Below are 25,768 nucleotides of genomic sequence, written 5' to 3'. Positions count from 1 at the left end.
AATTCTTCTGCCCCTTAACCCGACAAAGGCGCATGTTGCAATTCTTTACGGTTTGGGCGGCTCATTTATGGCGTTTGGGAGAATAACACTGGAGTTGTACCCACAGAACGGCTACCTCTGCAAGATGTCTATGTCCTCCACGCCACTTCTGCCCACCTTCTCCATCATCTTGGAAACTGAGCACTTGGCAAATGCGGATATGGCTGGACTCCACCGTGCCCTCCAGTCCCTTGCTAGCCAAGATTTACCCCCCACTGCCGCCAATGAAGTCCTGCTCTTGAAACAGGGGATGCTCCCCAAGCGTATCTAGTGCTGGCTGGGGAAACTGCGATTCGCGGGGCTGGTGTTTACCGCACAGCTATGGCACTGACTGACATTTTTCCGCAATACAGTGGGGGAAGGCAAATGGAACCGGCGGGCGGGCTACTTTTTGAATAATGTGGCTTTTCGCCGTCAGTTTTTGCCGGATCACCCCATTCCCACTGAATTGTCCCTCTATCGCGGTAACTGCGTCATTCATGCCCACACACTGCTGCAACAAGGGGAGTGTATTTGGCGGCAACCCCAAGCCCGTGCGAGTCATGCTCCCCCCAATGGCCTCTGGCACTTCTACTGGCGATTTTTGCTCATTGGCCACGATGACTACTGGCAGCAGCGCTTGTTAGGAAAGCCCTCCCAAAGACCACGGGTGCAAGATCATCAGGGCTGGCGGGGCAAGTTGAAAATTTTTGGCCAGCGGTTGCGGCGCATGATTAGCCATGATCCAAAGCATAGACTGTTCCTGCCCTTGGGGCTACCGATCGCCCTCGTGGCTGTGCTACTGATTTTGGTGGCCTACCAAGTGACTGCCCTCAAGCCCCACTATTTGCTGAAGGCCTACGAAAGAGTTCTCACTAAGCAAGAGTCTAAGCATAGCAATAGCGATCGCGCCCGCCCCGCTTGGCGAGATAGAGCTGCTGATCAGCAAGGGTGATGAATTCATTCACCGGTTGGCCGACTTGGGGCAGCAAGCTGACAATGCCCATACTCAAGGTGACGCGATCGCTCACTGAGGAGGCCATATGGGGAATCTCCAAGGCATAGAGAAGCTGTTGGATGCGTTCGGCGACGCACAGACTGCCAGTGAGATCGGTATTGGGCAAAATCAAGGCAAATTCCTCACCACCGTAGCGTGCGGCTAAATCGGTGGGACGGCGCACCGCTTGGGTTAATATTTTCGCGATCGCGATCAGGCAGTCATCCCCTGCTTGGTGGCCGTAGTGGTCGTTGAAGTTCTTGAAGAAATCGACATCACAAAGAATCAGGGAAATGTTCGTCTGTTCTCGCTGGGCTAACTGCCACTGCTGCTGCAAATCCTGGTCAAAATAGCGCCGATTGGCAATCTGGGTGAGGCCATCAATGGTCGCAAGGCGGGAGAGTTCGGCATTGGCCAATTGCAGTGAGTCATACAAGTTTGTTTGCTGAATGGTAATTGCCAGTTGATCGGTGAAGGAGAGAATGAGTTGGCGTTCCTCATCTGTCCAGCCGCTGGAATGATTAAAACGCTGAAAGGAAAAAGCCCCCCAAATCTGCTGATTGATCCGAATTGGGGCAATGAGCCAGCCACCACCGAGCACTTGAGCAATTGCACGGTTCACTGCATCGGTGGGATCCAGATTCTCTAGGGCAGGCAGCTCGGCAATTTTTCCTTGGCGGAGGGTTGCGGCAATGGGATTATGCTCGTCTGGAATCGTTAGCCCCACGCTAGGGGTTATATAGGGTTTGTTGAGAAACTCCACTAGGGGAATCCAGTGGTGCTGTTCTGGCTCGTACTTGACGACAATGGCGCGATCGACCCGCAGGATATGACACACCTCCTGTACCGCCTTGGCAAAGGCCTGATTGAGATCAGGGGCTTCGCGAATCTCCTGAATGAGCTGGTTGAGTTCCCGCTGGCGAACGGCTTGATCTTGAAGGTAGGCCTCGTAGTGCTTGCGATCGCTAATATCGCTAAAGGTGAGAATCACCTGCTCAATGCTCCCCGTTGCCGTGACTTCTGGATCAGCGGTCACTTGCAGCCAGAGCCGCTGTTGGGTTTGTTGATTGAGAATGCCCATCACCCCTTGTACCCGTTGCTTTTGAGCAATGGCAATCATCAGCGGAAAAGCCGCTGGCGGCATTGGTTCCCCGGCATCGTTGAGGGCATCCCAAGCCATTTCTGTTGGTTTTTGACCAATGATGTCCGCTTCCTTGACCCCCAGCAGCTCACAGCCCCGAGGATTAATCACTTTTGCGTAGAGATCAGCAGACAACAGCATCACTCCCACATCTAAATCGTTAATGAGATTGCGAAAGAGTGCTTCCCGTCGGCTGAGTTCTTTGGCGATCGCCACTTGAGTTTCTTCAAAACGCTTGATTTGTGTAATATCGCGGATGACGCAGAGGACTTGATTTTTGCCTTTGTAGCGCAACCTTGTGGCAAAGATATCCACATCAATAACCTGGCCATCGCTACAGCGATGCTTGCTGACACCGTGCCAAGTGGGCTGATGCCGAATCGTCTCTAGGAATTCCTGAAACTGATCGCGGTAGTCGGGGTGCAGAAAATCCTCAGGTTGGAGTTCAAGGCATTCACTACGACTGAAACCATAGATGTCGCAGATGGCATCATTGACCTCAACGATCTGTAGGTTTTCGGTGTCATAGATCACTAGGCCATCGGCCACAGACTCGAAAACACTGCGATATTGAGCCTCGCGCTCATCCAGTTCAGCAAGGGCACGTTTGCGATCGCTAATATCAGTACAGACCACCACACAGCCGACAATTTCTTCCTCCTCATCCAGCAGGGGAAAAAGGTGGCTGAGCATATCACAGGGAGCATCGGTGCGGCAACGCAGCAGAATTTCTTCGTCGTTAATGGTTTCTCTGTCCAGAACGCGGTCAATCAGGGCTTCCACCCGAGTCACTGATTCTTGGGGATGGAGCAGTGCCGAAAATGGCATACCGGGCACCACTTGAGCCGCTGCCAGTGTCTTCAAGCCAACCCAATTACTGGTTAAGAGAGTTTTGTCGCGATTGAGAGTCAAAATGATGACGGGACAATTGTTCACTAACTGCTCATAGCGGTTGCGCTCGCGATCGAGGGCGAGTTGCAGTTGGCGTTGGCTAGTAATGTCATCAATCAGGGCAATCAGCAGGTGAGGCTCACCATTGGCATTGCGCACACAGGAGAGGGTTAAATTTCCCCAGACGGTGTGCCCCTTTTTGTGGCGGTAACGCTTGACAATTTGATAGGTGTTGCGCAGTCCCAGTTGACACTCTTGGATGAGAGCCGCCTCGTCAGGCCAATCTTCAGCAAAGGTCAGATCATGGGCGGTGAGATTTGCCAGTTCAGGAGCGGTGTAGCCGACAAATTGGCAAAAAAAGGGATTGCAATACACAAGGCGGTAGTGGTTAGCAGGGCTAGTGACAATAATCCCGACTTGGGCATTTTCAAAGACCGCACGCCAGCGATACTCACTTTCTCTGAGGGCTTGCTCTGACTGAATCCGTTCTGTTTCATCCACAATGATGCCCTCAATTGCATAGGCTTTGCCGGTTACGTCATAGACTCCCTGACCGTACTCATGTACCCAACGCTCCGACCCATCAGCACAGAAAATGCGGTAGCCGACACTAAAGGGGAAGCCCTTGGCAAGGGCCTCATGGATTGCGCAATCAACGCGATCGCTATCTTCTGGATGCGTAATACTAGCGTAGCTACGAACCTGATTGTGCACCAGTTCGCTCGGGAGATACCCCGTCAGCTCGGTGAACTTGGGACTTAGGTATTCCATCGTCCACGAAGCATCAATGGCACAGCGATACACCACGGCGGGTAGGTGATCTACGAGGTTGCGATAGCGTTGTTCGCTTTCCCGCAGGCGCATTTCCTGTATCTTTTGGTCATGGATATTGACCATGACGCCGATGACGGTTGTGGTGTTTGGTGGTTCCTGCCGATATTCCCAGCGATCGCGCACCCACACATACGCACCATTGGCATGGCGCAGGCGATATTCCAAATCGCAGGGTGTTGCTCCCCCTTGCTGAGGGATGGCTTGCCAAAAGCGCTCTTGATCCTCTGGGTAGATGAGTTGCTGCCACGCTCGCAGGGTTTTGGGCAATTGCTCTAGGGGGTACCCCAGCACCCCTTGACTGTCACCGTACCAATAACACCACTCTCCTTGGATTTCCCAGAAGAGCTGTTGACCTATCTCCGTCAGGGTGTGAAATCGCTGCCACCATTTTTCCAGTTCATTAACCCGCGCTTCTTGGAGCAGCCAATGGCGATAGCGTTCGGTAATTTCCGTTAGGGTCAGGGTCCAGCCGTGAGCATCAGCGGTTAAATCCAGTTGCCACCACTGCTGTTTGGGCGGATCATAGCAGTCCCATTGTGCCGGGGTTTGGGTGTTGAGCACTTGCTGGAACCGCTCTAGGGAGAGGTCAAAGTTGGCGGACAGTAGCTCGATGACGGAGAGGCCCGCTAAATCGGTACTAGCGTGGTTCAATAACCGTTGCGCCGCAGCGTTGGCATAAAGAATGGTGCCCTTGCGATCGCCTGCCAAGACAGGATGAGGTAAATGGTGCAGATGATTGGCGAGGGAGAACTGCTGTGAGTTCATGGTTGGGTCAAAGGAGTTGTGAGGAAACAAGGAACACAGTCAATAGCTACAGGGCGAGGCTAGCGATCGCCAGGGGGCTGGGCATGGTGAAACAATCAATTCCTTCATGAATACTCTCCTGAGGTGATTTCACGAGGAAGATGTCTTAGCGCCATCCTACCCCTATGCTATCGCTTTGCTAAGACAAGATGATTGATAGTCAGGTAGAGGATTTCAGATCTGCTTTTGCATAGGCGGAGCGCTTGGCGAGAACTGATGATTGGCTCAAAACCAAACATAACCGTTTCTAATTGTTCGCTTGCCGAGGAGTGGGGCAGATGCCAGTTTTGCAGACCATGGAAACCGTTGATACCCCCCTATTAGCCGCTGCTCAATCCATCTATAATCTCTACCAGCAGGTTCATGGGGCAAAAACGGTGCCTGCGGGTGTCGCTGTTAATCGGCAAACCCTGCGGGGCTATGTGCTGTTTACTAGCCAACCAGTGCTGCTGCCCCAAGAATGCTTTATTCCCTACGATCATCTGCCGGAAGTAACACGCCTATAACTGCACTAACTTTTTTGACCTTTGCTAGCTACTGCCTTGTCTTTGGCCTTGGGGCAGCGGTGGGGAGCTTTCTCAATGTTGTGATCTACCGTGTGCCGAGTGGGCGATCGCTCCTTTATCCGCCGTCTCGCTGCCCGATCTGTTTGACCACACTCAAGCCCTGGGACAATATCCCAATTTTGGGCTGGCTATTCCTGCGGGGGCAATGTCGTTACTGCCATGCACCCATTTCTTGGCGGTATCCTGCGATTGAGCTGTTGACGGCACTGCTGTACGTCCTGATTGTGGCTGTGAGTGGCTGGCAAGTGCAAACCCTTGTGCTCTGGCTGCTGAGTGCGTGGCTCTTGGCTTTGGCCTTGATTGATCTAGACACGATGACGCTGCCCCATCCCCTGACAAAATGGGGGTTGATTGTCGGCCTGCTCCTGAGAGGGTTAACGACGGGTCTAGGCGGACTCACGGAAGGCATCATTGCCGCAGTGATTGGCATTTGGCTCTTTGATCTGATCCGCTGGGGGGGGGCGATCGCCCTTGGTCAGGAGGTCATGGGGGGAGGGGATAGCAAACTGGCGGCGATGATCGGGGCTTGGCTAGGTTGGCAGGGATTGCTCGTTACCTTTTTCTTGGCCTGTGCCCTCGGTGGCCTGATGGGTGGACTGGGGATTGCCCTCGGTTGGATTCAGCGGCGGCAACCGATTCCCTTTGGCCCTTTTTTGGCAGTAGCGGCTATTGTCAGTGGTCTCTTTGGCCGCCAATTGATTCATCTTTATCTCGAAACCTTTTTGCCCGGCGTGTTTGTGCGCTAACTCCTATCAAAGAAAAGACAACTTGACAAGATAAGCCAAAATCCCCTGACAAGGGCGACAATAAAACCCCATAGGCGGGCATCCACCACCCGCTGGCGATCGCTCAGATCAGCAACTTTCTCATATTAGCGCGCATTCCTCTCACTTCCTCAAGGAGTTGACCCATTTCAGAGCGGGTGGCTGGCTCAGTCATGGCTATTCTCGTAAATCCTGCCAATGGGGTGCCTTATTCCCAGAGTACAATCCAGTATGATGAAATAATGTTCTTGCCGTTTGTTGCGCTCCGTTGAGACTTTGCTCCAATGACCTCGTCCCCCTCTGCGTCGGCGACAATTGCCCTCACAGGTGATCAAATTCGCCAAAAATTCCTTGAGTTCTATGCCGCTAAGGGACACACGATTTTGCCCAGTGCCTCGCTGATTCCAGAGGATCCGACGGTGCTGCTGACGATCGCCGGCATGCTCCCCTTCAAACCCATTTTCCTCGGCCAAGAAACGCCAAAGGTACGCCGCGTCACCACTGCGCAAAAGTGTCTGCGCACCAATGACATTGAAAATGTGGGTCGCACTGCTCGCCACCACACGTTCTTTGAAATGTTGGGCAACTTCAGCTTTGGCGACTACTTCAAGGCGGAGGCCATTGGTTGGGCATGGGAATTGATGACCACGGTTTATGGTTTGCCCCCGGAACGGCTCTTGGTGAGCGTCTTTGAAAATGACGATGAGGCCTATGACATTTGGCATCGCCAAGTGGGCTTGCCCAAGGAGCGCATCCAGCGCATGGGAGAGGAGAGCAACTTCTGGACGGCGGGGCCAACGGGTCCCTGTGGCCCTTGTTCTGAGATTTACTACGACTTCTATCCGGAAAAGGGGCTAGCTGACGTTGATCTCGATGACGATCGCCGCTTCATCGAACTCTACAACCTGGTGTTCATGGAGTTGAACCAAGACGATCAAGGGCGCCGCACCCCCCTCAAGGCGAAAAACATTGATACCGGTATGGGCTTGGAGCGGATGGCGCAGGTTCTGCAAGGGGTGCCCAACAACTACGAGACAGACTTAATTTTCCCGATGATTGAGGCGGCAGCGCAGCGCGCCGGGATTCAGTACCGCAAAGCCAATGCCAGCACCAAAACGTCCCTCAAGGTGATTGGCGATCACACCCGTGCCGTGGTTCATCTCATTGCCGATGGCGTCACCGCCAGTAATGTGGGGCGTGGCTATGTCCTGCGGCGATTGATTCGGCGCATTGTCCGCCATAGTCGGCTGTTGGGGATCAATGAACTGGTGACCCCTGCCTTGGCTCAAGTGGCGATTGATCTGGCTGCCAATGTCTATCCCAATGTGCGCGAGCGGCAGGCAGTGATTCTCAGCGAACTCCAGCGGGAGGAGGAACAGTTTCTTAAGACCTTGGATCGGGGTGAGAAGCTCTTAGCGGAGATGCTCGCTCCATTGAAGACAACTAAGGGCAAAAAACGCAGTAAACCACAATTGGCAGGGCGCGATGCTTTCGTTCTTTTTGATACCTATGGCTTCCCCTTGGAGTTGACCCAAGAGATTGCCGCTGAGCAAGGCATTGGTGTGGATGTGGCTGAGTTTGAAGCCTGTATGGCCGAGCAGCGGCAACGCTCCCAAGCCGCTCACGAAACCATTGATATTACCGTTCAGGAGGGGATTGACTCCCTAGCGGATCAACTGCATCCGACGCAGTTTCGTGGCTATGACGAGTTTAGTTTGACCACGACCGTAACAGCGATTTTGGTGGCGGGTCATCCGGTAACAACGGCAACAGCAGGGACTGAAGTGCAGGTGATCCTTGAAGAAACTCCCTTCTATGCTGAATCCGGTGGCCAAATTGGCGATCGCGGGTATCTCGCCACCAGTGATGCGCTAGTGCAAATCCACGATGTGCAAAAGCAAAAGGAAGTGTTTGTTCACTACGGCAAAGTGGAGCGGGGCAGCCTCAGCGTTGGCGATCGCGTGAGCGCCCAAATTGATCTCAGTTGTCGGCGGCGGGTACAGGCGCACCACACCGCAACGCATCTCTTGCAGGCGGCCTTGAAAAAGCGGATTGACGAAAACATTTCCCAGGCGGGATCACTGGTGGCTTTTGATCGGCTGCGGTTTGACTTTAACTGCCCCCGTGCCCTCACTCGCGAAGAGCTGCAACAGATTGAAGATCAAATCAACACGTGGATTAGTGAAAGCCATGCCACCCACACGAGTATCATGGCGCTCAATGAAGCCAAGGCCAAGGGGGCGATCGCCATGTTTGGTGAAAAATACGGTGAGCAGGTGCGCGTTCTCGATATTCCCGGTGTCTCTATGGAACTCTGTGGTGGCACCCATGTCCACAACACTGCTGAAATTGGCCTCTTTAAGATCATTAGCGAAAGTGGTGTGGCGGCTGGGATTCGCCGCATTGAAGCCATTGCTGGACCGGCGGTGCGTGACTATTTGCAACAGCGCGATAGCATTGTCCGCGAGTTGTGCGATCGCTTCAAAGCCAAACCGGAAGAGATTCTAGATCGCATTAGCCAACTCCAAGCGGATCTCAAAGCCCAGCAAAAGGAACTGGAACACCTCAAAGCCGAACTAGCTCTTGCCAAAACCCAAGCCCTCTTGGAGCAGGCTGAAGCCATCGGCGCTACCCATCTGCTTATTGCCTCGCTGGCGGGGGTAGATCCCCAAGGGCTAAAAACCGCTGCTGAATGGCTCCTGAATAAACTGGGCAGTGGAGCTGTGGTGTTGGCCACTCAACCGGCTGCTGACAAAGTGAACCTTTTAGTCGCCGCCAGTCCGGATGTTGTAGAGCGGGGGGTTCATGCCGGTCAACTGGTGGCGGAACTCGCCCAAGTCTGTGGTGGCCGCGGCGGCGGGCGTCCCAACTTTGCTCAGGCCGGCGGATCTCAACCTCAGAAATTGGCCGAGGCCTTTGAAAGGGCGCGATCGCGGCTACAGGAAATACTCGAGGGTTGATCGATTGGCATCACTATCTTCTTTGTCGATCTTTGCTCAGTTGGAGTGAGAGTCGTGAAGCACAACTGGCTGCCCCGGAGACAGAAACACTTAACCGAGAGCAGCAGTCTGCTCGTGCAGGCGAGAGGTCACAACCTATCGGTACGTTTAGTATTCAGCTATTGAAATGCAATATACTACGGCATCCACTGCTGTATTGTCTCAACCCCCTGAGTTCCTCAGCACTATTAGACATCTTGATAAGCAGCTACACGATCGGTTCAGAAACAGATTCGACATTGACCCTACACTCTCGCGTTTTTTGGTGAGTTTCCAAGGCAATAAAACTAGACCTTCTTATCGTTGGTACAAGTTCAAAGAAGCGTTTTCAGCCTCTTTAGTCGAACATTTATTTCATAAGTACGGCATTAACGCAGGTAGAATTCTGGATCCTTTCGCAGGCAGTGGAACAGCTTTGTTTGCTGCAAGTGCAATGGGTATAGATGCAGATGGGATCGAGTTGTTACCCATTGGTCGCGAAATCATTGCGGCCAAACAAATTCTAGATGCCGAATTCACCCCTGAAGACTTCGAGAGATTGTGCCAATGGTCGACGTTGAGAGTTTGGAAAGAGTCGCAAATAAGTGTTCCCTTGCCAGAGCTGCGAATCACACAGGGAGCTTATCCCGAAAAAACAAAAAAAGCTATCGAAAAATATATAGGCGCGTACCAAGTCGAGAATAGTAGAGTTCAATCCATCTTGCGCTTTGCTTTACTTTGTGTACTGGAATCCATCAGTTTTACTCGAAAGGATGGTCAATACCTTCGGTGGGATTACCGCTCTGGACGCACACAGGGTAAGAAAATTTTCGACAAGGGCGAAATCCTAGAGTTCGATCAGGCTATTTGTGAAAAGATAAACGAGATTTTAGAAGATGTATCACCCAATCATCAAACAACTTTGTTTGCTGCGGAAAAACTTCAGGCTCAAATCCGTTTGTTTGAGGGTTCATGTCTTCAAATATTGCCGCAATTACCCGACAGCACCTACGATGCAATTCTGACCTCTCCGCCTTACTGCAACCGCTATGACTATACGCGTACCTATGCACTGGAACTCGCGTTGTTGGGCACAGATGAACAAAAACTACTGAGATTTCGCCAAGAGATGCTTAGTTGTACAGTGGAAAATCGCCCAAAAGACTTGTTGGACATTAACCCGCAATGGGCAACAGCATTGGCTGCTGCTGATGAGGAGGAACTATTACAAGCCATTCTGAAGTACTTGGAAGACCAAAAAGCGCAACGGGCTCTGAACAATAACGGAATTCCTCGGATAATGAAGGGCTATTTTTATGAGATGGCTTGTGTTATCGCCGAATGTGCGCGTGTGCTGAAACCAAACGCACTCTTGTTTATGGTCAACGATAATGTCCGTTATGCAGGAGCGAGCGTTTCGGTCGATATGATCCTCTCTGATATTGCAGAGAAATTAGGCTTTTATGTTGAACGTATTCTCGTTTTGCCAAACGGCAAAGGCAATAGTAGTCAGCAGATGGGGGAGTACGGACGCGAAGCCCTACGTAAGGGCATTTACATCTGGAGAAAATTGTAATGTCTTTGCGCCCATACCGAAACCATCTTCAGTCTAGTGCTGATCTCGTCACGAGCCATGAAGCCACACGCGCGGGTTTTGTTGCTCTTGCACTCGAAAAGAATCGTCGCTCTACACCCTATGTCGCCGAAGCAAGGGCATTGCAAGAAGCTGCATCAAGGGCTAAAACCCCTGCTGATTTGCTGGCTATCAAAGGCATAGAAGTAGGTCTTCTCAGGGCAGCAGGATTATCTGACAAGGCGCTGGTTCATCTGAGCATTGGAAAACTGCGCGAGCGGCTCTTGACCGTATCCGTGAAGCGTTTTCGAAAGCGAAACACTCCCCGCATGTTTTCTTTACAGGTGCAGCGATTGAGAAGAAAATGGCGGTCGAGATATGGGATCAACTGGAAAAGGGATTACTTGCCAACGCTGCTAACCTAAACAATCCAAATCAAATTGCATCGATCTGTCGCTGGTTATGTGATTTGTAAAAGTGCTGACCCAATTTAGTTATACCAACCAGCGATCGCCCCAATGGAGGACTCACTTTTGCTGCAAGTACTGCTTTTCAGGCCGTGACTTTACTGTGCAGTTCCAGAGGCTTATAGAGCAATTGCTGGCGAATATGAGTGAGGAAAGCGTGAATAATCCCGTATTCTTTAGGGTGCTCATCCTGAAAGATATTGAGTTGCCCAAACTAAAGAATCACTTTAGAATGTTTGAGGTTAAAATTTAACAAATCTCCCTGATTGCAGTCTAATCTATGGCCTTTGTTAACGCAAACTACCTCAAACTCAAGGCAGGGTATCTCTTTCCGGAAATTGCCCGCCGTGTCAATCAATTCTTGCAAGCCCATCCCGATGCCCCCCTGATTCGTCTCGGCATTGGGGATGTCACCGAACCGCTGCCGGCAGCCTGTCGTCAAGCAATGATTCAAGCGGTGGAAGAAATGGGCGATCGCGCCACCTTCAAAGGCTATGGGCCTGAGCAGGGGTATCCTTGGCTACGGGAAAAAATTGCCGCCCACGACTTCCAAGCCCGCGGCTGCGACATTGATGCCAGTGAAATTTTTATTTCCGACGGCTCCAAGTGCGACACAGGGAATATCCTCGATATTTTTGGCGACGGCAACCGCATTGCCGTTACCGACCCCGTTTATCCCGTCTATGTGGATACCAATGTCATGGCAGGGCACACGGGGGAAGCCAATGAACGCGGGGAGTACACTGGACTGGTCTATTTGCCGATTACCGCTGAAAACCACTTCACCGCCACGCTACCCAGTGAACCTGTGGACTTAATCTACCTCTGCTTCCCCAACAATCCCACCGGTGCGGTGGCCACACGGGAGCATTTACAGGCGTGGGTGGACTATGCCCGTGCCCACCAAGCAATTATCTTCTTTGATGCCGCCTACGAAGCTTTTATTACCGATCCCGCTATTCCCCACTCCATCTATGAAATTCCCGGTGCCCGCGAGTGTGCCATTGAATTCCGCTCCTTCTCGAAAAATGCCGGATTTACGGGAACTCGCTGTGCCTTTACCGTAGTACCCAAGGGTCTCAAGGGGCAAACCCCCAGTGGCGAGGCCGTCGAACTCTGGGCGCTGTGGCAACGGCGGCAATCCACGAAGTTTAATGGTGTGTCCTACATTGTGCAGCGGGGCGCCGAGGCGGTTTACTCTGAAGCCGGTCAAGCCCAAGTACGGGAACTGGTGGCCTTCTATATGGACAATGCCCGTCTCATTCGCGAAAAACTCACCCAAGCGGGCTTTGCAGTCTATGGTGGGGTCAATGCTCCCTATGTCTGGCTGAAGACGCCCCAAGGGATTGGCAGTTGGGACTTTTTCGATAAATTGCTGCACACTTGCTATGTAGTGGGTACCCCCGGTGCTGGTTTTGGGGCAGCGGGTGAGGGCTATCTGCGCCTTTCGGCCTTTAATAGTCGGGAAAATGTGGTTGAAGCCATGGATCGGGTGGTGGCAGCCTTTGCCTAAGAATTCACCTAGAATCAGGACAAGGCTCATCAAAGCGGTTGGAGCGGCTTTAAACCCTTTTAGCATCACCGATGACGGCAAAACATTGGGGCGAACAGGCAGCGAAACAGGAGGGCATTCTGCTGGGGTTGTTCACAGCAGCTGGCTATACCTTTTTTACGCTTCTACCCGATAGTCACAGTCTCATGGTGGCGTGGCCTTGGGTCTTACTCTGGCAAGCCGCGCTGGGGGTGCCTCTGCTTTGGTTTTTGCAGGTGTTGGCCTATCAACGGCGGGTGCAGCCCTTGGGAAATGGCTTTGATGGCGTAGTGCTATTACTCCTGTTGGCATTGGCGATTTCAGGGACGTGGAGTACTTTTCCCCATCAGGCTCGCTGGTATGGCTGGGCACTGTTGGGAGGTATTGCTGTTCTTTATCCCCTCGGGGCTTGGTTGCGCACCCCAGAACGCCGCTGGCAAATTGTGCGCTTTCAAGGCTATCTCACTGCCCTCGTGATTCTTGTCAGTTTAGGCCTTTGGCTGGGCACAGCGATCGCCCCGGCAATTTTTGATACTCCCCAAGGATTAACGCCCCACCTCAATGTGGACACTTTGGAACTCCGCAACTGGGCACCCTTTGGCCACCAAAACTACGTGGCGGGCTACCTGCTGCTGGCATTACCCTTGGTAGGACTGTTGGCCATAGAAGCAGAAGCCAGTGGATCGCGCCGGTTTTGGATGGCGGTGCTGCTTTTGGGTCTAGTTACCCTCTATACAACATTTTCACGGGGGGGTGGCCTCGGCTTACTGGCAATGGTCATTCCCCTTGGCGTGGGTTGGGTTTGGCACTATCGCCGCCAGCGTCGCTCTTGGTGGGGATTTTTGGCTTTGGTGGGCTTAGCGGTGATCGCTTTGGCCAACGATCGCCTGCGCCGCAGCTTAGTGGCTCTCTGGCAGGGAGGACAAGGGAGCGAACTGGCCTACCGCTGGATTACCGGTATTGTTGGCTGGCGGATGGGGGCCGCCCATCCTCTGAGGGGCAATGGCTTAGGTAGTGTGCCCCTGTGGTATCAGCACTATCGGCCGGGCTGGGCGGGCCGTGAAGCGGAGTGGATCTATCAACTCCACAGTACCCCCGTACAACTGTGGGCCGAACTTGGCCTTTGGGGTATTGCCGTATTGCTCTTGGGGGTGGGGCTACTGGTCTATTGGGCAATGCGCTATCGTTGCTGGTGGCCGAACTTAACACAACGGGAACAACGGCTGGCGATCGCCGTCTACCTTGCGCTTTGGGGCTACGGCGTACTCAGTCTTACGGATTTTCAACTGGACAATGTTGGCATTGGTGGCCTCTTCCTAATTGAACTTACCCTCTTAACAACCCTGATTCGCACAGGCCAAGGGCAAACTCCTCCTCAACGGTTGCGGGTACGCTGGGCACTCTCGCTGGTGGGCGTGGGTTTAGGAATCATCCTAGTGATGGTGGGTTGGCTGACACCGATTCACCGTGCTTGGGCAAGTAGCAGCGAAGGTTTTCTAGCCCTCTTGGAAACCCCTCCCGACTGGAATCGCTTTACTGAGAAGCTCTTCCATGCTCAGGAACTCGCCCCTTGGGAACCCTACTACCCGCTGCAACGGGGGTGGCACTATGGCCAGCAGGGCATGATGGCAGACAATCCCGAAGCACGAACCAACCTCTTGCGTACAGCAATGGTTAACTTTGAGAAGGGAATTGAGCTGTCTCCCTACCTAGAGTTTGGCTACAGCAACTTGGCATGGCTCTACTGGCGAGATGCTAATTTTGGCGCAGCAGCACAGACATTTGCCAAAGCGGCTCAACTTGTACCGGCTAAACGGGGCAATTTTCTGGGTCTCGGCTTAGCCCTCATTCGTAAGAATCAACCGCAACTCGCCACCCAAGCCCTGATCCTTGAGGTGCTGCGCCATCCCATCTTCATCACCAGTCCGGCTTGGCGGGTTGCTCCCCTCGCACCCTTTTATCAACCAGTTCTGACGGCGGTCACGGAGCGTTATCGTCAGCTTGAGCAGGACATTGCCAGCGATCGCCCCTCAGGCGCCTATGTGCGTCAAGTGTCAACCCTCCTCCGCTGGTGGCAAGGGGAACTCCCTCGGGACACCGACCCCCTAGCTGCATGGCTGCAACCCTTGGCCAACCCCCAAGAGGCAACATTGAAGGCTCCTGCAACGCTGCAAACCGTCCTCAAGGCATGGGATGACCCTAACAACCGCCGTGACCTCTTGGCCTCCATTTGGACGGGAAGTCCAGAGCAACTGGAACAGATGGTGCGCTCCATGGCCGGTCAGCCAACACCCCTTGATTGGTTGCGTTCGGCGGCACCTGCCGTGGCGATTACCTATACCCGTGCCGGTTTTGGCGTCAATAGTCGCCACATTGATGGCCCCCAACCTACGGACTTTTTCATTGCCATTGACAGTCTGCCAATGGTGACTTTATTCGCGCCGCTGTGGCCAGACAACACCTTTTTGCCAGAACTAGATCAGGCTCTAGAGGGCGATCGCCAGCGGCTTTTTGCTGCTCTTAACCAAAGGCTCTAACGGCAAACCCCCGTGGGTCGCTCAATTTGGGTGGTGGGGGGATGGGCAGCAATGTCCAAGACAATCTGTAGGGTTCGCACGGCTGCACACTGGTCTTGGGGCAAAGGCATGGGCATTAAGGGCCGCGTCACCCCTGCAAGAACATATTCCCGTTGCGGGCGCAGCTCAAAGAGCCGTTGACCATTCTCCGCCAAGCCTCTGACTGTGATTTGATCCGCCTCGATATGCACATTGCCCCGATTACTGACAGTCATTTGCAGGGTTCCCTGCTGCACTTGGGCATTGAGGAGTTGCCCCTGCCGCCGAATAACCGCTGGTTTGATAAATACGGGTAGGCTATGCACCGTTACGAGGCGCGTTTCTGAGCCGATTCCTTGAGGGGCTGGAGGAATTTCTGCAACTAAAAGCCGATATGTCCGCTCGACATCAGCAGCCGGCAAGCGATGGCCAAGGCGAATTTCAGCCCGTCCGCCCACGGGCAGATGCAGGAGGTTGGGAAAGGCGACTAGCTCTAGGCTATTTGCGGGTAAGAGATGGAGTTCATCTTCCCCCGTTGCCCGCTGTTGCCACTGCTGCACCCGCACCTTAAAGTCGAGGGGGACATTGCCCGTATTAGCGATCGCCAGTACCGTAAAAGGTTCTTGGGGTGCCAGTTCAATCTTCAGCGCACTCAAGCGATATTGAGCCGTCTGCGCTGTGGACATGCCAAGAATCAAGCTAGGGAGAGGAATTAAAGGAGCTAAGAAGCGCCAGAATCGATTAAACATCATGAATGGCGGGGCATGGATTTGAACCATGGACCTTCGGGTTATGAGCCCGACGAGCTACCAGACTGCTCTACCCCGCGTTGCTCTAGCTTGTCTAAGATAGCGTATTCCCTAGAGGATTGGCAAGCGATCGCTAGAAGATTTATAAAATTCTATCAATACCCTAAGTTTTTTTCTGGGTCAACTGTAGCAACCCTTACTTCCATCATCCCGACAAACACATATAAAGAAAGTATTAAGATTACCTAGGTCTTTTTAGACTAACTCCTTGAGCAATGCTGCTACCGCCTCTTCTCCTCGATACTCTGAGGGAAATTTATCAGCGCCAAGGCTCAGCCCTCTCTGCCAGTCCCCTGCGAACTGAAAATCAGCTTCTCCTGTTGATTGAAGGACTCCCAGAAGCGAGCCGTGCCACCCTAGAAACACTACTGGTATCCTACGATCGGGCTAAGGCGTCTCTCCCTATCAATTTGGCCTACCTCTTGGCACTAGAGGGTGAAATCCTGAACCTGCTTGGTGTGACATCCGCAGTACGCCCCTTGTTTACGCCACCAGTGGTACAGACGCTGCAAAACTATCTGCCATGGTTTAGGAAGGCAAGCCAGATCGTGCAGAATCACCTCGGTTGTGCCCTTGTGCGTAACTACTGGTTGATTACCCGCCCGACTCATCCTTGGCTGCGCACGATTCGGGTTGAGACCTTTTACACTGAGCAAGTACCTGCTCCCGATCGCTACCTCAATGAGAAGCAGCAAGACCTGCTACAAACATGGTTAGAGCAATTTCTTCTCTACTGTTATCGCCTTGTACCCACACTGCCAGCGGAGGCGATCGCAGCGGGAATTCCAGTGCCGCCTCAGTTGCTACAAGCAGCCGCCTAACTCAAGAGGATTTCGCTAAAATTTTGGTGTCCATCGGCCATCAATTGATGTTGTGGAGCACATTCTGCTGCTAGAGGATGAAACGGAACTCGCCGACCCCTTGGGTCACATCCTGCGCCAAGAGGGCTACCACGTTGACGTGGCCTACGATGGTGAAACGGCTCAAACCTACTGGCAAACGCAGCGCCCCTACCACCTCTTAATTTTGGATTGGATGGTGCCACCGCCTACGGGGCTAGAACTTTGTCAACGATTGCGCCAAGCCGGTGATGAGACTCCCGTTCTCTTTCTCACTGCTCGAGATACGGTGGATGACAGGGTGCGGGGTCTGGATGCCGGTGCTGATGATTACTTGGTTAAACCCTTTGAACTGCGGGAATTGCTGGCACGGGTACGAGCACTGCTGCGACGGCGCCACACGATGGGGTGTACGGCACCGATTCTTTGCTGGCAGGATCTGCGGCTCGATGTCGAAGGTCGCTTGCTCTACCGAGGAACACAGTGTATCTCCCTCTCTGAGAAGGAAACAGCGCTCCTAGCTCTTTTCCTCAAGCACCCAACAGAACTTCTCAGCCATGAATTGATTGCTAGTCAACTGTGGCCGGATCAGACCTGTGTCAATCGCAACCTATTGGCCGCCCAGATTCGACTGCTACGGCGCAAAATTGAGCATGCCGACGAACCCTCCCTAATTCAAACGGTCTATGGTCAAGGCTATCGGCTACGCCCCGTTGCGGCACCGGCAAGCTAAGACCACTGTTGCCGTATCTTGGAGAGGAACGTGCCAGATACAATAGATAAGCTGTTCTTTTGGGAAAACTGTTGTGGACGATCGCTACGACCCCCAAGTGATTGAGGCCAAGTGGCAACGGGAATGGGCTGCCCGCCAGATCGATCGCACCAACACCGATCCGCAAAAGCCGAAATTCTATGCCCTCTCGATGTTTCCCTACCCCTCCGGGAATCTGCATATGGGGCACGTCCGCAACTATACGATTACCGATGTCATTGCCCGCTGTCGGCGGATGCAGGGCTATCGCGTTCTCCACCCGATGGGCTGGGATGCCTTTGGCCTGCCGGCAGAAAATGCCGCCATTGAACGGGGGATTCATCCTCGCGTCTGGACACAGCAAAACATTGCCCAAATGCGCCAAGAACTGCAACGCCTTGGCCTGTCCTACGATTGGGAACGGGAAGTAGCCACCTGTCACCCCGACTACTACCGCTGGACGCAATGGCTCTTCTTGGAATTCTTTGAGGCGGGTTTGGCCTACCAGAAGGAAGCAGCGGTGAACTGGGATCCCGTGGATCAAACAGTTTTGGCCAATGAGCAGGTGGATAGCGAAGGGCGATCGTGGCGATCGGGCGCCTTAGTGGAACGGCGACTGCTTAAGCAATGGTTCCTGAAAATTACCGCCTATGCCGAGGAACTGTTGAATGACTTGGAACAACTGACGGGCTGGCCAGAGCGGGTGAAATTGATGCAGGCCAACTGGATCGGCAAGTCCACGGGTGCCTATCTGGAATTCCCAATTGTTGGCAGTCATGAGAAAATTGCCGTTTTTACCACCCGTCCCGATACCGTCTATGGGGTGACCTACGTGGTGCTGGCGCCCGAACATCCCCTGACACCGAAAGTCACCACTAGCCGCCGCCGCAAAACCGTCGAAGCCTTTATTGCTAGTGTCCAACAGGAAAGTGAACTGGAACGCACAGCGGGCGATCGCCCCAAACGCGGTGTGGCCACCGGTGGCAAAGCCGTCAATCCCTTTACCGGTGAAGAAATCCCCATTTGGATTGCCGATTATGTCCTCTACGAATACGGTACCGGTGCCGTGATGGGCGTACCTGCCCACGATGAGCGCGATTTTCAGTTTGCCAAAGCCCACAAGCTCCCCATTCGCCAAGTGATTATTCCCCCAGACGGCAAAGCCAGTGCCCGCCTCAAGGCCGCCTATACGGAGCCGGGGAGATTGATCAACAGTGGTCCATTTGATGGCATGGACTCCACCGCCGCCAAAGCAGCGATTACCGAGTATGCTGCTACCCAAGGTTGGGGACGCGAACAAGTGCAGTATCGGCTGCGGGATTGGCTCATTTCTCGCCAACGCTACTGGGGTGTGCCCATTCCGATCATTCACTGTCCGCAGTGTGGGGCGGTGCCGGTGCCGCGGTCAGAGTTACCTGTGCTGCTGCCAGAAGAGGTGGAGTTTAGCGGTCGTGGCCCTTCTCCCTTGGCCAAACTTGCGGCGTGGCGCGATGTTCCCTGCCCGAAATGTGGTACCCCTGCCCAGCGGGAAACGGACACAATGGATACCTTTATTGACTCCTCTTGGTACTACTTCCGCTACGCCGATGCGCGCAACAGTGAAGCCCCCTTTGACCCAGCGGCCATCAAGGACTGGTTACCCGTGGATCAGTATGTAGGGGGGATTGAGCACGCCATTCTCCATTTGCTCTACTCGCGCTTTTTCACCAAAGTTTTGCGCGATCGCCAGCTTGTCCATGTCAGTGAACCCTTCCAACGCCTACTCACCCAAGGCATGGTTCAAGGGCGCACCTACAAAAATCCGCGCACGGGCAAGTACATCATTCCTAGCCGCATCGCCGATCTCAGCCAACCCACCGACCCGGACACAGGGGAGCCCCTAGAGGTGGTCTATGAAAAAATGTCCAAATCTAAGTACAACGGCGTTGCCCCCGGCGATGTGATTCAGAAGTACGGGGCGGATACTGCCCGCATGTTCATCCTTTTCAAGGCGCCCCCCGAAAAAGACCTCGAGTGGGACGATGCCGATGTCGAAGGCCAATTTCGCTTTCTCAACCGCGTTTGGCGCCTCGTGCAAACCTTCAAAGCCAATGGCGGTCAGCTTGGCCAACCCTTACCTACTACCCTGACTAAAGCGGAAAAAGAGCTGCGCCGTGCCATTCACACTGCCATCAAAGAAATTAGCGACGATCTGGAAGGCGACTATCAACTCAATACCGCTGTTGCCGAACTAATGAAACTCAGTAATGCCCTTGGCAGTGCCGACTGCCACACTTCGGGGGTCTATAGCGAAGGCATCCAAACCCTACTCACCCTACTCGCCCCCTTTGCCCCCCACATCAGCGAAGAACTCTGGCACCAACTGGGCGGCACCGACTCCATCCACCGCCAGCCTTGGCCAAAAGCAGACCCCACTGCCCTCGTTGCCGATGAAATCACCCTTGTCATTCAGGTCATGGGCAAAACCCGTGGCGCGATTCAAGTGCCTGCCACAGCTAGTCAAGTGGAACTGGAGGAAGCCGCCAAGCAGTCGGAGATTGGCCAACGCTACCTAGCGGGCAAAACGATCAAAAAAGTGATTGTCGTTCCCGGCAAGTTAGTGAACTTTGTCTTAGCCCCCTAGACCCTCACTGGTTGCCGCAGTCCACTTAACTGTATTGACCTCCTATGACCCACTCCGAAGGCTTAACTCTCTAGTTTACTGGTCTCTCTGGGGCTGGTAAAACAAGGCTGGCTCACTATGTCCACAAGCAGCTTCAGGCGGCTGGCCATGCTGTTGAACTTCTCGATGGCGATATTGTCCGCCAGCATTTGACAAAGGGGCTGGGGTTTTCTAAAGAGGATCGGGATGAAAATATCCGCCGCATTGGCTTTGTGGCTCAACTGCTGACTCGCCACGGGGTGATCGTGATTGTCTCGGCAATTTCGCCCTATCGCGAGATTCGGGATGAGGTGCGGCATAAAATTGGCCGCTTTGTTGAGGTTTATGTGAATGCCCCCTTGGCAGTGTGTGAGCAGCGGGATGTAAAGGGACTCTATAAACGGGCGCGGGCAGGGGAGATTCGCAATTTTACGGGGATTGATGACCCCTATGAGCTACCCTTGAATCCAGAGGTGGAATGCCGCACGGATTTGGAGACGATTGAGGAGAGTGCGGCTAAGGTGTTGCAAAAGCTGGCGAAGTTTGGTGTGGTGTGCCCAATCGTTGAGTCCTAGAGGGTCATTGCCCCGCAAAAGTATCTAGGATAGAGATTGTAACCGTTCGAGCAGCGAGTATGGGTGAGGCAAAACGGCGCAAGGAAACCCTTGGTGAGGCCTACGGTCAACAAAAGAAGGGCTGGCTCCAGAAAGAGCAACTGCTGCTAATCCAGAAGTGGGTAACGCGGGGCACGTGGGTAGGGATTGGCCTGCTGGTGGTGATTTGGTTAACGGTTCGCTTTATTGGCCCCAGTTTGGGATGGTGGCAATTGACAGCAAATTAGAACGGGTATGCTAGATTTGTTGGCAGCATTGGCATGGTACTGGGGACAGCCGCGCATTGAGGCATTAAAGGCAGTCATCTTTCCCTCTGAGGTGGCACTGTATCAGTATCGCGATCGCTACCTGCAAACCTTGGCTCAGGAAGGCTTCTTGCCCAGTCAACAGGGCATCTGGGTTCAAAGTGCTCAGCAGTTACTCGTGAACCACCAAGGCGATCGCCCCCTTGCGGCTGCATCGGTCACTAAAATTGCCACGAGCCTTGCTGTGCTGGATAAATACCCCTTTGACTATCAGTTTCTGACTCGCATCGGCACCACAGGCACGCTGCAAAATGGTGTTCTCAGGGGGGACTTGGTCTTGATTGGCGGCAATGATCCCCTCTTTGTCTGGGAGGAGGCGATCGCCATCGGTAATGCCCTCAATCGCTTGGGCATTCGTCAAGTGCAGGGGAATTTAGTCATCGTTCCCCCTTTTGTAATGAACTTTTACCCTGAACCCCAGACCGCCGCAGCGCTATTCAAACTCGCCCTAGATCACCGCCGCTGGACGCCTGAAATTCAAACGGCCTATGAACAGCACCTGAAGGGACAACCCCGCCCCCAAGTAAGTATGACGGGTGAAACACGCTTCCAAAGCACGATCCCTGCGAGTGTTACCCTGCGCCTCGAGCATCGCTCACTCCCCTTGGGGGAAATTGTGCGGCAAATGAATATCTACAGTAATAATGAGATTGCGGAAACCCTAGCAGAAATGGCAGGGGGTGCTGCAACCGTAGCTCAAGTGGCCGCCCGTAAAGCCAATGTACCCCCCAGTGAAATTCAACTGATCAACGGCTCAGGTCTGGGGGAGGAGAATCGCATTTCTCCCCGGGCGGCGTGTGGGATGCTTTTGGCGCTTCAGGAGATGCTCACTCAGAAAAACCACAGTTTGGCGGATGTGCTACCCATGGCGGGGCGCGATCGCGGCACCGTTGAGTATCGTCAGTTACCCACCGCCACACTGGTGAAAACCGGTTCCCTTTGGAATGTGAGTGCGTTGGTTGGCGTCTTACCCACAGCAAAATACGGCACCGTCTGCTTTGCGCTTCTCAATGGCGGAGACAACCTAGAAGGGTTTCGGCGGGCACAGGATCGCTATGTGCAGCACTTGAGTCAAACGCTACAAGCGACGCCAAGACTGGGTGCTGAATTTCACCGCCAAGCCCCTGCTCCGCGGTTTGGCGACCCGCAACGCATCCAACTCGTGACGGCTCAATAGGCAATGACGGCTCAACAACTGGGAATTGTCGTCCAAGGTTCCCTCAGTCAGGGCTTAGAGGTACGACTGTGTGGCAACGTCTCTGTAGAAGAACTGCGGGTCGGCCAATTTTTAGTGATCCAAGGCCAGCGATCGCGCTTCTTTTGTCTGCTGACGGATGTCGTGCTTGGTACGGCCAATCCCCGCATTCTGCTCAATCCCCCCGCCCTTGAGGATACCTTTTTGCAGGAGGTACTGGCGGGTACGGGCACGTTTGCGACGCTAAGTGTGGCACCGATGTTGATGATCCTCAACGATGAGCAGGATTTACTGCCCGTAAAAACGATCCCTGCCCATTTCAGTCCTGTCTATGAGGCCAGTGAACGGGAGTTTCGCGCCGTGTTTGGCTGGGAAGACGATCCGCAGCGGCGCAACTTTGCCATTGGCACTCCCTTAGATATGGCAGTCCCCATCTGTTTGGACTTGGATCGCTTTGTCGAGCGCAGCAACGGCATCTTTGGCAAGTCGGGGACGGGCAAATCCTTCCTAACGCGGCTGTTGCTGTCGGGGATTATCCGCAAACAGGCGGCAGTGAACTTGATTTTTGATATGCACTCGGAGTATGGCTGGGAAGCCACCCGTGAAGGCAAGTCAGTCAGCACCGTTAAGGGATTGCGGCAACTGTTTCCACAGCAGGTGAAGATCTATACCCTTGATCCCGAATCCACGCAACGGCGGGGGGTGCGCGATGCCCAAGAACTCTACATTGGCTTTGATCAAATTGAGGTGGAGGATCTGGCGCTGGTGCAGGGGGAACTTAACCTTTCAGAAGCCAGCCTCGAAAATGCCATTATTCTGCGCAATGAGTTTGGCAAGGGTTGGATTAGTCGCCTTTTGGTGATGACAAATCAGGAGATTCAGGAGTTTTGCGAAACGAAGATGGGCAGCAAAGCCTCGATCATGGCGCTGCAACGCAAACTGACACGGCTAGAGCAACTGAAGTACCTGCGGAATACCTGTACCAAGAACTACATTGGTCAGATTTTGGACACTCTTGCGGCGGGTCAACATGTGGTGATTGAGTTTGGCTCCCAAGCCAATATGCTCTCCTATATGCTGGCGACGAATATTATTGCCCGCCGCATCCACCAAGCCTATGTGCAGCAGTCGGAGATTTTTTTGCAAACCAAGAATCCCAGCGATCGCCCGCGTCAACTGGTGATCACGATTGAGGAGGCTCACCGCTTCTTGAATGCAGCGACGGTGAAGCAAACGATTTTTGGGACGATCGCCCGCGAAATGCGCAAGTACTTTGTCACGCTCCTCGTTGTTGATCAACGGCCTTCGGGCATTGATAGCGAGATCATGTCGCAAATTGGCACCCGCATCACCGCACTCCTTAACGATGAAAAGGACATTGAGGCCATTTTCACTGGGGTGGCGGGTTCGCAGCAGTTGCGATCGGTGTTGGCCAAGCTGGATTCTAAACAACAGGCGCTTGTGCTGGGTCATGCGGTGCCGATGCCTGTGGTGATCCAAACCCGCAGCTATGACGAAACCTTCTATGCCGAGATCGGCGATCGCGATTGGGAGGAACTCCCTACACCCATGTTATTGGAGGCGGCTCAAGCGGCGAAGTCAGATCTGGGGATCTAGCCTAGAGCTTTAGAATTGATCCTGAATCAACTCTCAGTGAGGAAAACGCTGTGGCGCACACCATTGTCACGAATACCTGCGAAGGGGTTGCCGATTGCGTTGAGGCGTGTCCGGTGGCCTGTATTCATCCGGGACCGGGGAAAAATGCCAAGGGCACCGATTGGTTCTGGATTGATTTTGCCACCTGTATTGACTGTGGCATTTGTTTGCAGGTATGTCCCGTGGAGGGGGCAATTGTGCCTGAAGAACGCCCTGATCTGCAATTAACCCCCACCAGCCCATGAGTGTTTATTGGCTCGATCGCGTGCGGCTTTTGGGGAGCGATCGCTGGCAACAAGTACAACTTACGAATGGCAAAGTGACGGCGATCGGCACTGACCTGATTCCCCCCGATGGCTCTGAGGTGCTGGACTTCGGCGGCGATTATCTCTCCCTTGGGGGCGTCGATCTGCAAATTAACGGTGCCTTGGGCATTCCCTTTCCTTGGTTAAAGACCACCGAACCACTGCCAAAAATTGGCCGCTATCTTTGGCAAGAGGGGATTGATGCCTACGCCCCGACGATTGTGACTGCTCCCCTAGCGGAAATTCACACTGCCTTGAGGGTGATCCACGAATACGTGCCCAATGCGCAAGAGCCTGAAGCCAAAATTTTAGGTGTGCATTTGGAGGGGCCTTTCCTCAATCCCCAGAAGCGCGGTGCTCATCCTCAGTCCCATCTTCAGCCCTTGAGCCTAGAAAGGGTGCAAACAGTTTTAGGGGAGTTCAGTGACACCGTTCAGATTCTCACCCTTGCTCCAGAGTTAGATACCAATGGTGAAGCGCTGCCCTATGTGCGGCAGTTGGGAATTACCGTGAGTTTAGGTCACTCTTTGGCCACCGTGGAGGAAGCGCAGGCGGCTTTTGATGCCGGTGCCACAATGATCACCCATGCCTTTAATGCCATGCCCCCTCTACATCATCGCGAGCCGGGACTGTTAGCAGCAGCCTTGACAGATCAGCGGGTCTGGTGCGGCGTGATTGGTGATGGGGTGCATGTTCATCCACAAATGCTGAAGGTATTGTGGCAGTGCGCAGGCGATCGCCTGTTTTTGGTGAGTGATGCCCTTGCTCCGCTGGGGTTAGGCGATGGGGTCTATCCTTGGGATCAGCGGCAGATTGCAGTGAAAAATGGGACGGCACGACTGGCTGATGGCACCCTCTGTGGCACCACTGTGCCGCTGTTGGCAATGGTGGGACGCCTAGTGGATTGGGGAGTTTGCGATTTTGAAGCAGCGTTGACCCTCGCAACGGTGAATCCTCGCCGCGCCATCGGTTTGACGACAGAACTCCTACAGCAGCCGGTGACCCATCTTCTGCGCTGGCGATCGCCCCACCACTATGAACGACTGGCCAGCGAGCTACATCCCCCCTTGCTCAGCCATGATTGAGAGCACCATGAGTACCGCATAAAGGGCACCACCGAGCAATCCCGCAATCACCGAAATCCAAGTAAATAGCTTGGCCTTGTTTGAGGCCTCCAACGCCCCGGCGCGATCGCCTACTGCTAACCTTGAATTGACTTGGGCAGCAAAAATAATAGCGACAATACCGAAAGGCAAACAGCAGCAAATCGTGGACAGAATCGCTGGAACCATGTAGTTAGGAATGTTTTCATTTGAAGGGTTCATTGTTAAATTTCCTTAAAAATCAGGTTTGAATAGGGTTTAAAAAATTGACAGCAATTGATTAGCGATCTTTGAATAAGGACAGGCTAGCCTATTTTTTCTCTAAAGGCAATCATCTCCCTTCCACTTTTGTCAAGAGTCGCCCTCAGTCACCGCAAACGTCGGTAGGGTATGGCAAACTAAAGAGGAATTCACTTAGCTTGCAACACGGA

19 protein-coding genes, 1 tRNA gene and 2 pseudogenes are annotated in these 25,768 nt (G+C 53.5%); 18 read left to right on the top strand and 4 right to left on the bottom strand.

Going from position 1 to position 25,768, the window contains the following annotated elements; genetic code table 11:
- The first annotated feature begins 130 nt into the window (after positions 1 to 130).
- Entirely contained in the window at positions 131 to 310 is a 180-nt protein-coding gene (locus RHK62_RS11135; protein ID WP_206199958.1) for a hypothetical protein, read from the top strand.
- An 81-nt stretch (positions 311 to 391) separates the two neighbouring features.
- On the top strand, positions 392 to 973 hold the full coding sequence (locus tag RHK62_RS11130) for a hypothetical protein (protein ID WP_310453727.1): 582 nt from the start codon (positions 392 to 394) through the stop codon (positions 971 to 973).
- Here RHK62_RS11130 and RHK62_RS11125 read toward each other — a convergent pair.
- Positions 906 to 4,646 carry a PAS domain S-box protein gene (locus tag RHK62_RS11125; protein ID WP_310453726.1) on the bottom strand — a complete coding sequence of 1,247 codons (3,741 nt, stop codon included), beginning with the start codon at positions 4,644 to 4,646 and terminating at the stop codon, positions 906 to 908. The genes RHK62_RS11130 and RHK62_RS11125 overlap by 68 nt on opposite strands.
- Before the next feature lie 317 nt (positions 4,647 to 4,963).
- On the opposite strand from RHK62_RS11125, the gene RHK62_RS11120 reads away from it, so the two are divergent.
- The 7 genes and pseudogenes from RHK62_RS11120 (at position 4,964) to RHK62_RS11090 (ending at position 15,101) form a co-directional block, all read left to right on the top strand.
- Positions 4,964 to 5,191, top strand: coding sequence for a hypothetical protein (locus RHK62_RS11120; protein WP_225901554.1), 228 nt, complete (start codon positions 4,964 to 4,966; stop codon positions 5,189 to 5,191).
- Positions 5,146 to 5,997: a prepilin peptidase gene (locus tag RHK62_RS11115; RefSeq protein ID WP_399372818.1), complete on the top strand. Its 852-nt coding sequence runs from the start codon at positions 5,146 to 5,148 to the stop codon at positions 5,995 to 5,997. Before RHK62_RS11120 ends, RHK62_RS11115 begins: the two co-directional genes overlap by 46 nt.
- A 302-nt stretch (positions 5,998 to 6,299) precedes the next feature.
- Positions 6,300 to 8,975 carry an alanine--tRNA ligase gene (alaS, locus tag RHK62_RS11110; RefSeq protein ID WP_310453725.1) on the top strand — a complete coding sequence of 892 codons (2,676 nt, stop codon included), beginning with the start codon at positions 6,300 to 6,302 and terminating at the stop codon, positions 8,973 to 8,975.
- Positions 8,976 to 9,141: 166 nt separating this feature from the next.
- Positions 9,142 to 10,569 carry a hypothetical protein gene (locus tag RHK62_RS11105; protein WP_310453724.1) on the top strand — a complete coding sequence of 476 codons (1,428 nt, stop codon included), beginning with the start codon at positions 9,142 to 9,144 and terminating at the stop codon, positions 10,567 to 10,569.
- Positions 10,569 to 11,041, top strand: a pseudogene (locus RHK62_RS11100) (AvaI/BsoBI family type II restriction endonuclease). Before RHK62_RS11105 ends, RHK62_RS11100 begins: the two are co-directional and overlap by 1 nt.
- Before the next feature lie 272 nt (positions 11,042 to 11,313).
- Entirely contained in the window at positions 11,314 to 12,546 is a 1,233-nt protein-coding gene (locus RHK62_RS11095) for an LL-diaminopimelate aminotransferase (RefSeq protein ID WP_310453723.1), read from the top strand.
- A gap of 71 nt (positions 12,547 to 12,617) precedes the next feature.
- Complete coding sequence (locus RHK62_RS11090; RefSeq protein WP_310453722.1) at positions 12,618 to 15,101, top strand: O-antigen ligase family protein; 2,484 nt, start codon at positions 12,618 to 12,620, stop codon at positions 15,099 to 15,101.
- On the opposite strand, the gene RHK62_RS11085 is transcribed toward RHK62_RS11090, so the two are convergent.
- Both RHK62_RS11085 and RHK62_RS11080 read right to left on the bottom strand, forming a co-directional pair.
- Positions 15,098 to 15,805 carry a fimbria/pilus periplasmic chaperone gene (locus RHK62_RS11085; RefSeq protein ID WP_310453721.1) on the bottom strand — a complete coding sequence of 236 codons (708 nt, stop codon included), beginning with the start codon at positions 15,803 to 15,805 and terminating at the stop codon, positions 15,098 to 15,100. The two genes, RHK62_RS11090 and RHK62_RS11085, sit on opposite strands and share 4 nt — an antisense overlap.
- Positions 15,806 to 15,874: 69 nt before the next feature.
- Positions 15,875 to 15,948 (bottom strand) — tRNA-Met (locus tag RHK62_RS11080).
- Positions 15,949 to 16,143: 195 nt separating this feature from the next.
- On the opposite strand from RHK62_RS11080, the gene RHK62_RS11075 reads away from it, so the two are divergent.
- From RHK62_RS11075 to nagA, 9 genes and pseudogenes are all read left to right on the top strand, one after another.
- Entirely contained in the window at positions 16,144 to 16,749 is a 606-nt protein-coding gene (locus tag RHK62_RS11075; RefSeq protein WP_310453720.1) for a hypothetical protein, read from the top strand.
- A 52-nt stretch (positions 16,750 to 16,801) separates the two neighbouring features.
- Positions 16,802 to 17,500, top strand: coding sequence for a response regulator transcription factor (locus tag RHK62_RS11070; protein WP_206199946.1), 699 nt, complete (start codon positions 16,802 to 16,804; stop codon positions 17,498 to 17,500).
- A 73-nt stretch (positions 17,501 to 17,573) separates the two neighbouring features.
- Complete coding sequence (gene leuS, locus RHK62_RS11065) at positions 17,574 to 20,141, top strand: leucine--tRNA ligase (RefSeq protein ID WP_310453719.1); 2,568 nt, start codon at positions 17,574 to 17,576, stop codon at positions 20,139 to 20,141.
- A 77-nt stretch (positions 20,142 to 20,218) separates the two neighbouring features.
- Positions 20,219 to 20,734: pseudogene (gene cysC, locus RHK62_RS11060) on the top strand (adenylyl-sulfate kinase); the annotation flags it as partial.
- 59 nt (positions 20,735 to 20,793) lie between these two features.
- Positions 20,794 to 21,000, top strand: coding sequence for a DUF2839 domain-containing protein (locus tag RHK62_RS11055; protein ID WP_206199944.1), 207 nt, complete (start codon positions 20,794 to 20,796; stop codon positions 20,998 to 21,000).
- A 7-nt stretch (positions 21,001 to 21,007) separates the two neighbouring features.
- Positions 21,008 to 22,255: a D-alanyl-D-alanine carboxypeptidase gene (locus RHK62_RS11050; RefSeq protein ID WP_310453718.1), complete on the top strand. Its 1,248-nt coding sequence runs from the start codon at positions 21,008 to 21,010 to the stop codon at positions 22,253 to 22,255.
- Between the two features lie 3 nt (positions 22,256 to 22,258).
- Positions 22,259 to 23,890: a helicase HerA domain-containing protein gene (locus RHK62_RS11045; protein ID WP_302678151.1), complete on the top strand. Its 1,632-nt coding sequence runs from the start codon at positions 22,259 to 22,261 to the stop codon at positions 23,888 to 23,890.
- 50 nt (positions 23,891 to 23,940) lie between these two features.
- Positions 23,941 to 24,174 (top strand): ferredoxin family protein, encoded by a 234-nt coding sequence (locus RHK62_RS11040; RefSeq protein ID WP_310453717.1) that lies wholly within the window; start codon positions 23,941 to 23,943, stop codon positions 24,172 to 24,174.
- The gene (gene nagA / locus RHK62_RS11035; protein WP_310453716.1) at positions 24,171 to 25,319 is read left to right on the top strand and encodes an N-acetylglucosamine-6-phosphate deacetylase; all 1,149 of its coding nucleotides are present in this window, start codon (positions 24,171 to 24,173) and stop codon (positions 25,317 to 25,319) included. The genes RHK62_RS11040 and nagA overlap by 4 nt, the downstream gene beginning before the upstream one ends.
- Here nagA and RHK62_RS11030 read toward each other — a convergent pair.
- Positions 25,290 to 25,559 (bottom strand): CD225/dispanin family protein, encoded by a 270-nt coding sequence (locus RHK62_RS11030; RefSeq protein WP_149818861.1) that lies wholly within the window; start codon positions 25,557 to 25,559, stop codon positions 25,290 to 25,292. The genes nagA and RHK62_RS11030 overlap by 30 nt on opposite strands.
- Between the last annotated feature and the right edge of the window lie 209 nt (positions 25,560 to 25,768).

Origin of the sequence: Thermosynechococcus sp. HY213, assembly GCF_031460975.1 — a bacterium.
In the GTDB taxonomy this organism is placed as follows: domain Bacteria; phylum Cyanobacteriota; class Cyanobacteriia; order Thermosynechococcales; family Thermosynechococcaceae; genus Thermosynechococcus.
The sequence above is the reverse complement of the archived record's forward strand: the minus strand, read 5'-3'. Positions and strand labels throughout refer to the sequence as shown.